We start from the raw sequence: 8964 nt of genomic DNA, 5'->3' as shown, positions 1-8964 counted from the left end.
AAAAATCCTGTGAAGCTAGCTTCACAGGATAGTAATTAATTATTTTATAATCTGTCAACCTATTTTAGGACGACTCATAATTAATTAAATAATTTAGTGTTGAACAACTACTTTCTTTGTAGTTCTATAATTATCACTAAATATTTTTAATACATATATGCCATTAACTAGTATAGATGTATCAATACTTAAAGTCTCTCCTTCTGAATTAATATCGCTAATCAATCTTCCTAAATTATCAAATAACAATACTTTAATATATTTATTAGATTCTTTTTTACTTACTGCTATATTAACAATATTATTTGCTGGATTTGGATATACTTTTATTGTATTATAAATATCTGTAGATAAATCTTCATTAGCCAATCTTGGACTTACATCAATAAGAATATCAACTACATCATCATTATCGCTATTATAGTGCGACACGAATAAAACTTTAGCTCCTCCAATTCCACAAGAGTTAACCCCCATGACTTGTACATAACCTGGATTTTGTCCATGACCTGTCATTGGGGTTAAATATCTACCTGTAGTTGGTACCATTTGCCAATTGTCACTGAAATAATCAATTGGATTTGAAACATCAAAAGGGTAAGGCAATCTCCATTCATAAGATGTTGCTCCAGGGGCAATTCCAGCATTATAATTCACTTGTACACCAGTATTAACAATAGTTGGTCCATTTATTGATGCTGGTTGATTTGGTTTCCCAACCCATATATTTTTTGTAAGAGTTTCACCATTCGAGAAAGTTGCTTTAACCCAACCTGAACTTCTACTATCAGCTGGAGCTTTTACAGTAATAGAATTTGCTGTAGAGCTTATAATCTGGAGATTTGAAGACTTAGCCCATGAAACTACATTTTCTGGAGTAGAACAATTTCTAAAAGTATATGTCTTTATATTATTTTTACATATGTCAGGAGAGCCAACTAAATTTGAAGAAGAAACAGGAAAACGAGGATCTTGAGGGATTGGTTGAACATTATTACTGCCTAATTCTTTTAAAAGCCAATTAACACTACTTTCGGTAAATGAGGTATGAGCTTCATTATCATCAGGTCCAAAATAGCTATCAAAAGGAATTTTATTATTACAAACTAAATTTTTTGTAAGACTTTGAGACCAATTAATATCAGGATCATTAAAACCTAATGCGCTAATTGTAGGAATGAATGAGCTTACATGTTTTAAGTTATCAAGATCCCAATCGTTTACTACAATAGACCAATTTGTAATATCTCCAAGTATCGGTTCTCCAGGAGATGTTCCAAGCACATCTTCAGCTATGTCTCTTTGCGTTGGGAACCAACCTCCAGAAATATTATCCATATTACCTCTTGAATTTATATTGGTACCATATCTATGATAATAATTCCAGCCTAAAAATTTCTTTTTCTTAAAATAAGCTAGTTTATGGTGATTATTTGTAGAAGCCTGAAAATAAGATTCTAAAGTTACTATATGACCTATAACATTAGCGTCTCCTTTAATTTTAAACGCCTTAGTTCCATGGTTTGCAAAATTATCATCAAATACAGTTCCTGTAAGCTGTGTACCTAACAATTGGTATGGGTTCTTATATTTTTTATTACCTAATAATGAACCATTAACAATAGCTACTTTACGCAAATTCTGAGGATACCCGTTACTATTGGTTAATCCATTATTAAATAAATTATCATAATATTGTTTAAAGAATGGATGTCCTCTACTAACTGAATACCCTTGAGATACAGTTTTTCCATCCATATGAGTCGTTATTAGTTCATTATTATATATAGGAACACCAAAAATTTCACCAATATATTCAGTTCCATTATATTGCTCAATTAATTGTTGCTTAGCAGCAGCAGACCCTAATTGATTATTTACAAAGTCTGCAGCTCCAACACTACCAGTTACATTCTTCAATACATTTAGTAAAGCTTGAGCTCCAATAGGTATGTTAGCTCCCAAATGAGGACTATCTATACTAACCCACAATCTTGTATTGTGATCTATGTTATGCTTCTCCATATATGCTAAAGCGTATCTAGAAATCTGTCCACCCATACTTGGCCCAACTATAACTAATTCTTCATTACTTCCATTTTCAGCCAACTCAGCATTTAATGCATTATATAATGATACATGATTACGGCCATTACGTTCTATATAGTCTGCTCCACCATCTATTTCAACTCCATTTCGCTTATATGTTGGATGATTTACAATGACAACATCAAAACCACGGCATCTTAACAAAGGAATAATAGGCGTTCTATTTGGCCCAAAAACCATCATTTCTTCAATAGAATTATGTTCGTTTGCAGGTTTTGGAGAATCCGAATCTTGTATTTTACGTTTATCCCCAGGATCAAATCCATCAATTATTATAATTGGTTTTTGTAGTGTTTTACTAGTATTCCCATTGTTAGTACGGTAAAAAACTCTATAATCTAATTCTCCATAAATAGGTGATGATTCATCATAACCTTTAAAAGAAATTGTTGAAGGAAACTCTTCAAAATCTTCAATTGGATTATTGTTTCCACCACATGACCTATTACTCACTGTAACAGCTGCCTTACTAATTAACTTAACATGTAATTTACCATGAGTAGTTTGCTTAGTACCATCATTAAATAACACGCTCAGTGTTATTTTTTTATACCCATCTTCTTTAAATTTAATTGCTATGTTTGACTCTAAGAACCTACCATTTTCTATAAACTGATATTTAGAATTAGTCCCAAAATCAATAGAAGCAGATTTTATTATTAGACTCTTCAAAAAATAATGATTTATCAAAGCTAAAGTTAATTACATCTCCCATGGCATAATCTCTTAATGGAGCAAATATTAGAGTATTATGTTCATTAAAGGTTTTTTTTCCTTCAATTTCATGGAAGTTTCCTTTTTCTAATCGAAGACCATTCTCTTCTTTATTTTCTTCATTAAAATTAACACTTTGAAATCGAGCATTAATAATTCCTATCCCAACTTGATCATACTCTGTATTAACAGGGTAATTTTTTCTTGCCGTTTTGTATGACACAAACTTCTCTTTATTTGAAGACTTATATAAATCATACAATGCTTGTTCAAAGAGCTTGACTGTCGCAATATTTTTTTCTTTAGTATTGAATTCTTTTAAATTAGAAAGAGCACTTGTCCTATCATACAATATTCCAGAATCTAATGCTTTCATGTCAACATTAATTAACATGCTGTCTACACTAAGTTCTTGATATTGTTTTAAATCTTGCGAAAACGCATTAAAGCAAAAAAGAAGTAATACAGTAATTTGTAATAATTTTTTCATAATTAATAGTTTAAAAGGATTAAAATTTTCTATCCTAAAACTACTAAGCGAGAAAGTAAGACTATCCTATATTATCCAAATTATAAGAATTTGGACGTCCATAGATAATCTTGGACATCAATTTTTAGAGCGAAACTGAGTAGGTGTTTGCAATGTAAATTTCTTGAAAGCATTGTAAAATGTAGACTTAGAATTAAAGCCACATTCTAATCCAATAGCAACTATAGTATATTTATCAAACGCTTCATCTGACAATAGTTTTTTTGCTTGTTCTACACGAAAAGAATTAATATAGTCTGAAAAATTATACCCGCTTAGACCATTAACTATCTTCGAAAAATGACTTGTACTCATATTCAATTCATTAGATAAATTATCCATACTCAAATAAGAGTCTAAAAATTTCTGATTATTTAAAACATAATCATTAATTAGATTAAAATCTTGTTGATGCTTCTCTGAAATATAGTCTTTAACTTCTATTTCAAGACTTCCTATATTAGAACCTAGAATAGGTTGCAAATCTGAATTTAAACTATGTCGTAACGAAATTCTATCATTAAGTATATTATATCTATATAAACCTTGATAACCTATCCAATACAATAAAACAGAAGTACTTAATCGCAAAGGATAATATGCAAATTTATTTCCATTTATATTTTGAATAACTATTGCAAAGACCCAAAAGAATATAATAACGCCTCCTAATATTAAAAATATTTTTATCCATTTTATGTCATCAAATTTTAAAACATAATCATAGACTTCTTTTTGTTTAAAAACCAAATATGAAGATTTAAAAACAATAAGAAAACCAAATACTGCATTAAATATTTCTTCAACAGAGTTATAATCACTAATCAAAGAATCCCTTAAATCTGTCTTATAATAAAAAACATATGATATAAGCAAGATCCTTATTAAAAGTTGAACACAAAAAATAGCAAGCGAAATTTTTAGTATATTTTTTAATTGATCTTTAACTTTTAAATAATTAATCAAAAACATATAGAACATTGGAAAAATAAGCATATACCATGGCACTAATAGTTTTTTAATAAAAAAAATATTTGATGAATAACCGCTTTCTATTAACCAAGCTTGTAAATTATTTAATGAAAGAAAGAAAACTGTTAAGTTTAAAAAGATAATAACTTTGCTAATTTTCTTTCTATTAATTAACGTTACTATATTAAAAACAAAACCTTGTATTACTCCAGCAATAAGTAATAGATTAAAAATTGAAATATTCACGCGTAAACTTTTTTTATAAAGATAAATAAAACAGTTTTTTATCTTTAAATATAACCTTTTTGTACTTTAAAATCTTTGTAAAAAATAAATAGCTGAATTTAACATAATAACCTAAGTGGTTAATTCTCATTGTATATTTTTTTGTTAAAGCATACTAATATTTTGGCTATCAGAATTTTTCGCTATTTTTAAGCCCCCAAACTAACTAAATGAAAAAGCTAATTCTTATTCTAGTTTTGTACTTTATACAATATAATGTACTTGCGCAGGACTATAATATAAAAAAAGATAGTATTCATGCTATTTTAAAAATAGCTTACGACATCTCTTTTGATAAAAAATATGAAGATGCATTTAGTAAACAATATTTTGTTCTAGAATGGGCAAAAATCAATAATAATGATTCTATAATAGGAGAAGCATATAATTGTTTAGGTATAACCTATCAATTAATGGAGAATTATGATAAAGCAGATTCTTATTATAAAAAATCTCTTATATACTTAAAAAAAGCTGGTTATAAATCTTATTTAACATACTACCATAATAATATGGCTAGCTTGTTTCAAATAAAAGGAGACATTGAAAAAAGCAGAGAGCAATTTCAACTGTCTCGAAACATCGCATTAGAAATTAAATCTAAAGAACATTCTTTTTTACCTAGTTATAACATTGCTGTTTTAGATATGATTTCTGGTAATTTAGACTCAGCAATTCCTCTGTTTGAAGAAGTAATAGAAAGTTACATACCAGACTCTGATCATCAACCTAGCACTAGAATAAATGCATATAATGCATTAGGCAAAATTTATAAAGAAAAAGGTAATTATAAATTAGCTTTACAGAAACTAAAAATTGCAGATTCTATAGCGCAAGAAATAAAAGAATATAAAACACTTACAAAAACTGAAAAAATAAGATATAGGATTTACACATTAACAGGTAATAAATTAAAAGCAGAAAATGCATTATTAAGACAAATAGACTATTTAAACAAAAGCTTATCTTCAGAAAACAAAGAACTAAAAGAAAATTTAGAACAAAAACTTTTAGATAAAGAAAAGACAATAGAATTAAAAGAAGCTGTTTATCAAGAACAACAAAATACTTTAGCAAAAACAAGAATATTCACATACATTATATTCGCATTATTTATTGGAATTTGTTTAATAGCATTTTTATTATATAAAAACTCAATAACACGTAAAAACTTAAATAATAGACTAACCTTAAAAAACCAACAACTTATAGAAGCCAAAGAAAAAACGGAATACGCTTCAACTTTAAAAGCTAATTTCTTTTCTACTATTAGTCACGAATTAAGGACTCCATTGTATGCTGTAAGTGGCATTACAGACATATTAATTGAAGACAACCCTAAAATAGAACAAAAACAATATTTAAAAACACTTAAATCTTCTGGAGAATACTTATTAGCACTTATTAATAACGTATTACAAATCAACAAATTTGACGCAGATAAAATAGAACTAAACACTATCGATTTTAATTTAAAAACTTTAATCTCCAATATTACAAATTCACTATCCTATTTAAAGAAAGAAAACAATAATATAATTCATATACATATTAATAAAGATGTCCCTATATATCTAAAAGGAGACTCATTGAAATTAACCCAAATAATTATAAATCTTTTAAGTAATGCATTAAAGTTTACACATAATGGTAATATTTGGCTTGATATTAATGTATTAAAAAAAGAAAATACAAATGTAAATTTAAATTTCAGCATTAAAGATGACGGAATAGGTATCTCTAAAGAAATGCAATCAAGAATTTTTGAAGACTTCTATCAAGAATCTATGCATTTAGAACGCAATTACGAAGGTACAGGTCTAGGTTTAGCTATTGTAAAACGCTTATTAAAAGTTATGGGAAGTACTATTAATGTTGAAAGCACCCAAAATGAAGGATCAAAATTCTATTTCAATATTAATTTAGAAGAAGTTATTAGTTGCAGTATTGATGGTGCTACAAATACATCAGAATTATCAGATTTCTCCTCAAAACATATACTAATTGTAGATGATAATTCTATTAATCAAATGATTACTAAACGTATTCTTAAGAATAAAAAAGCAAAAGTAACAGTTGTAAATTGTGGGCTAGAAGCAATAAGAGAAACTCAAGAAAACCATTTTGATGCTATTTTAATGGATATACATATGCCAAACATGAATGGTTATACAACAACTCAAAACATTAGAAAATTTAATACAACTGTGCCCATCATAGCATTAACAGCTGTAAAATTAGATGAGAACAAGAAAAAAATATTTGATTCTGGGATGAACGATGTTATTGTTAAGCCTTTTAGACAAGAAGATTTTTTTAATAAATTAAATAAGTTCTTAAATTCTGCAGAAGTAGTAAAAAAATAAAAAGCTATTCATTACGCAACCTTTTTTTAATTCTAAGACTATAGGAAAAGAAAAGAGTTGAAATTATGAAAGTATTAAAAATCATTACATCTTGTTTTATATTAATTATTCTAAACGCATGTTCAAATGATAATGAACTATTAGAAACAAATAAACCATCTCCAATATTAACCAATTACATATATAAGTCTTATAATATAAATACTGGGCTTATTATTGATTCAATTAATTATATAATTCAAGGGGATAAAATTATTAGCCTAACAAAATACAGTACAACAAATTCTGATATAGCTTTATCTACATTTAACTATCAAAATAACAAATTATCTGAAACCCGAAGTTATACTAACGATGTATTAACAGGTATTACAACTTACTCATATAATAACGAGGGAAGTTTAACACAATATCTGCGTGAACATATAAATACTTCTAATCAAGATTCTCAATTTGTAAGACATTTATTTGAACATAATACAGATACCATTTTTTCTACCATCTCTACTAGTAGTGACGGGATTACTTATGAATCTCCTACTAGTGCATTTAAAATTGTATTAGATGATAATGATAATAGAATTTACTTTGAAGACAATGACTATTTAAACAATGAAATCACATATAGAATAAGTACTTATGACTCCAATAACAATCTATTAAATGAAAATGATTTCACAAAACTTGAAAATCAAGATGACATATTAAATATTAGTTTTAATAATTCTTTTAACTCTGCCATTAATCTTTTTTACAGAATAAACAATGCCACATATGGTAAGAAAACATTAATGCAACTGTATCATCTTCAAAGCGCTTCTATAAATAATTTTAATGCAAAAAATGTATCGCCAAACTCATTAGAAAGTTTTTCAACAAGTTTTGGTAATGGCTTTTTTAGTTTTCAATTTGAAAACAATGTAGACACCAATAATTTAACAGTCTATAGTGATTTTAAGACATTCGCCAACAATGCACTTTTTGGTCACTTTTCACAAGAATTCATTTTAGAATAACTCCCATTATATAAGTAAACATTAAAATCATGAAAAACACAAAACTTCTTATTTTACTTGTATTATTATTATTTTCATGCGGTACAGATTATGATGATAATATTAAATCTGAAAATCCAGAGATAGAAACTACTTTAGACACAACTTTGGAGGCTAATAATACTATTAGTATAAATGGTACTGATTATTATACAGGAGCAATTTGTATAGGAAATGGTGATTATTTTAATACCAATAATGAAATTGAAAATTTAGTTATCCCAGAGAATCTTCCCGAAAATTATGACTTATCTTATTTACTGCCTCCAATTGGAGATCAAGGTAGCCAAGGATCATGCGTCTCTTGGGCAGTAACTTATTATATGAAATCACTTCAAGAAAAGATTGAAACAAATTTACCCTATACAGATTCTACTATAATGAGTCCTTCTTACACATATAACCAAATTACTCAAGGTAACTGTATAGGTACTAATATTGGAGAAACATTAAATATTTTAAAAGAAAAAGGCGCATGCTCCATAAATGATTTTCCGTATTTTGATACTACATGTGCTATACAGCCTACGGAAATTGAACACGATAAGGCTTCGAATGCAAAAATATCCGATTTTAAAAGCTTAAGCGGTATTGATATGGTCTTAGAAATGAAAACACTATTAACTCAACTAACACCTATAATAATCAGCACCTATTTATCTTCAGAATTTGCAAAAATTGATAATTTTGGTATTACGGCATATAGAGAACATATAGTTGATTATAGTCTTGATAGATGTCATGCAATGTTAGTTGTTGGTTATTCAGATGAATATGAAGCTTTTAAAGTTGTTAACTCATGGGGAGAGAACTTTGGAGATGATGGTTTTGTTTGGATAGATTATAAGGCATTTCACAACGTGATTGATGAAAGTGCCGCTTTTAGAGTAATAAATTTAGCCTATGTAGCTTATGACTTATAAAAAATAATTAT

Annotated in this window: 6 protein-coding genes; 3 read left to right on the top strand and 3 right to left on the bottom strand. The window is 27.7% G+C overall.

Annotated elements, in window-relative coordinates; genetic code table 11:
• Positions 1–93: 93 nt before the first annotated feature.
• The 3 genes from Q0997_RS19240 to Q0997_RS19230 form a co-directional block, all read right to left on the bottom strand.
• The gene (locus Q0997_RS19240) at positions 94–2781 is read right to left on the bottom strand and encodes a T9SS type A sorting domain-containing protein (RefSeq protein ID WP_299892077.1); all 2688 of its coding nucleotides are present in this window, start codon (positions 2779–2781) and stop codon (positions 94–96) included.
• Positions 2747–3313 carry a hypothetical protein gene (locus Q0997_RS19235; protein ID WP_299892073.1) on the bottom strand — a complete coding sequence of 189 codons (567 nt, stop codon included), beginning with the start codon at positions 3311–3313 and terminating at the stop codon, positions 2747–2749. The genes Q0997_RS19240 and Q0997_RS19235 overlap by 35 nt, the downstream gene beginning before the upstream one ends.
• Positions 3314–3430: 117 nt before the next feature.
• Positions 3431–4570, bottom strand: a complete 1140-nt coding sequence (locus Q0997_RS19230) for an AraC family transcriptional regulator (RefSeq protein ID WP_299892070.1) — start codon at positions 4568–4570, stop codon at positions 3431–3433.
• A gap of 209 nt (positions 4571–4779) precedes the next feature.
• Here Q0997_RS19230 and Q0997_RS19225 point away from each other — a divergent pair, with 209 nt between their 5' ends.
• From Q0997_RS19225 to Q0997_RS19215, 3 genes are all read left to right on the top strand, one after another.
• Positions 4780–6975, top strand: a complete 2196-nt coding sequence (locus Q0997_RS19225) for a response regulator (RefSeq protein WP_299892068.1) — start codon at positions 4780–4782, stop codon at positions 6973–6975.
• Positions 6976–7040: 65 nt separating this feature from the next.
• Positions 7041–7991: a hypothetical protein gene (locus tag Q0997_RS19220; RefSeq protein ID WP_299892065.1), complete on the top strand. Its 951-nt coding sequence runs from the start codon at positions 7041–7043 to the stop codon at positions 7989–7991.
• 29 nt (positions 7992–8020) lie between these two features.
• Positions 8021–8953, top strand: a complete 933-nt coding sequence (locus tag Q0997_RS19215; RefSeq protein ID WP_299892063.1) for a C1 family peptidase — start codon at positions 8021–8023, stop codon at positions 8951–8953.
• The last annotated feature ends 11 nt before the right edge of the window (positions 8954–8964 follow it).

This window comes from uncultured Lacinutrix sp. (assembly GCF_947500325.1).
Classification (GTDB): domain Bacteria; phylum Bacteroidota; class Bacteroidia; order Flavobacteriales; family Flavobacteriaceae; genus Lacinutrix.
The sequence above is the reverse complement of the archived record's forward strand: the minus strand, read 5'-3'. Positions and strand labels throughout refer to the sequence as shown.

Coding starts and splice junctions, on each gene's coding strand:
- Q0997_RS19220 (WP_299892065.1), top strand. CDS start 7,041: ATGAAAGTATTAAAAATCATTACATCTTGTTTTATATTAATTATTCTA.
- Q0997_RS19225 (WP_299892068.1), top strand. CDS start 4,780: ATGAAAAAGCTAATTCTTATTCTAGTTTTGTACTTTATACAATATAAT.
- Q0997_RS19215 (WP_299892063.1), top strand. CDS start 8,021: ATGAAAAACACAAAACTTCTTATTTTACTTGTATTATTATTATTTTCA.
- Q0997_RS19235 (WP_299892073.1), bottom strand. CDS start 3,313: ATGAAAAAATTATTACAAATTACTGTATTACTTCTTTTTTGCTTTAAT.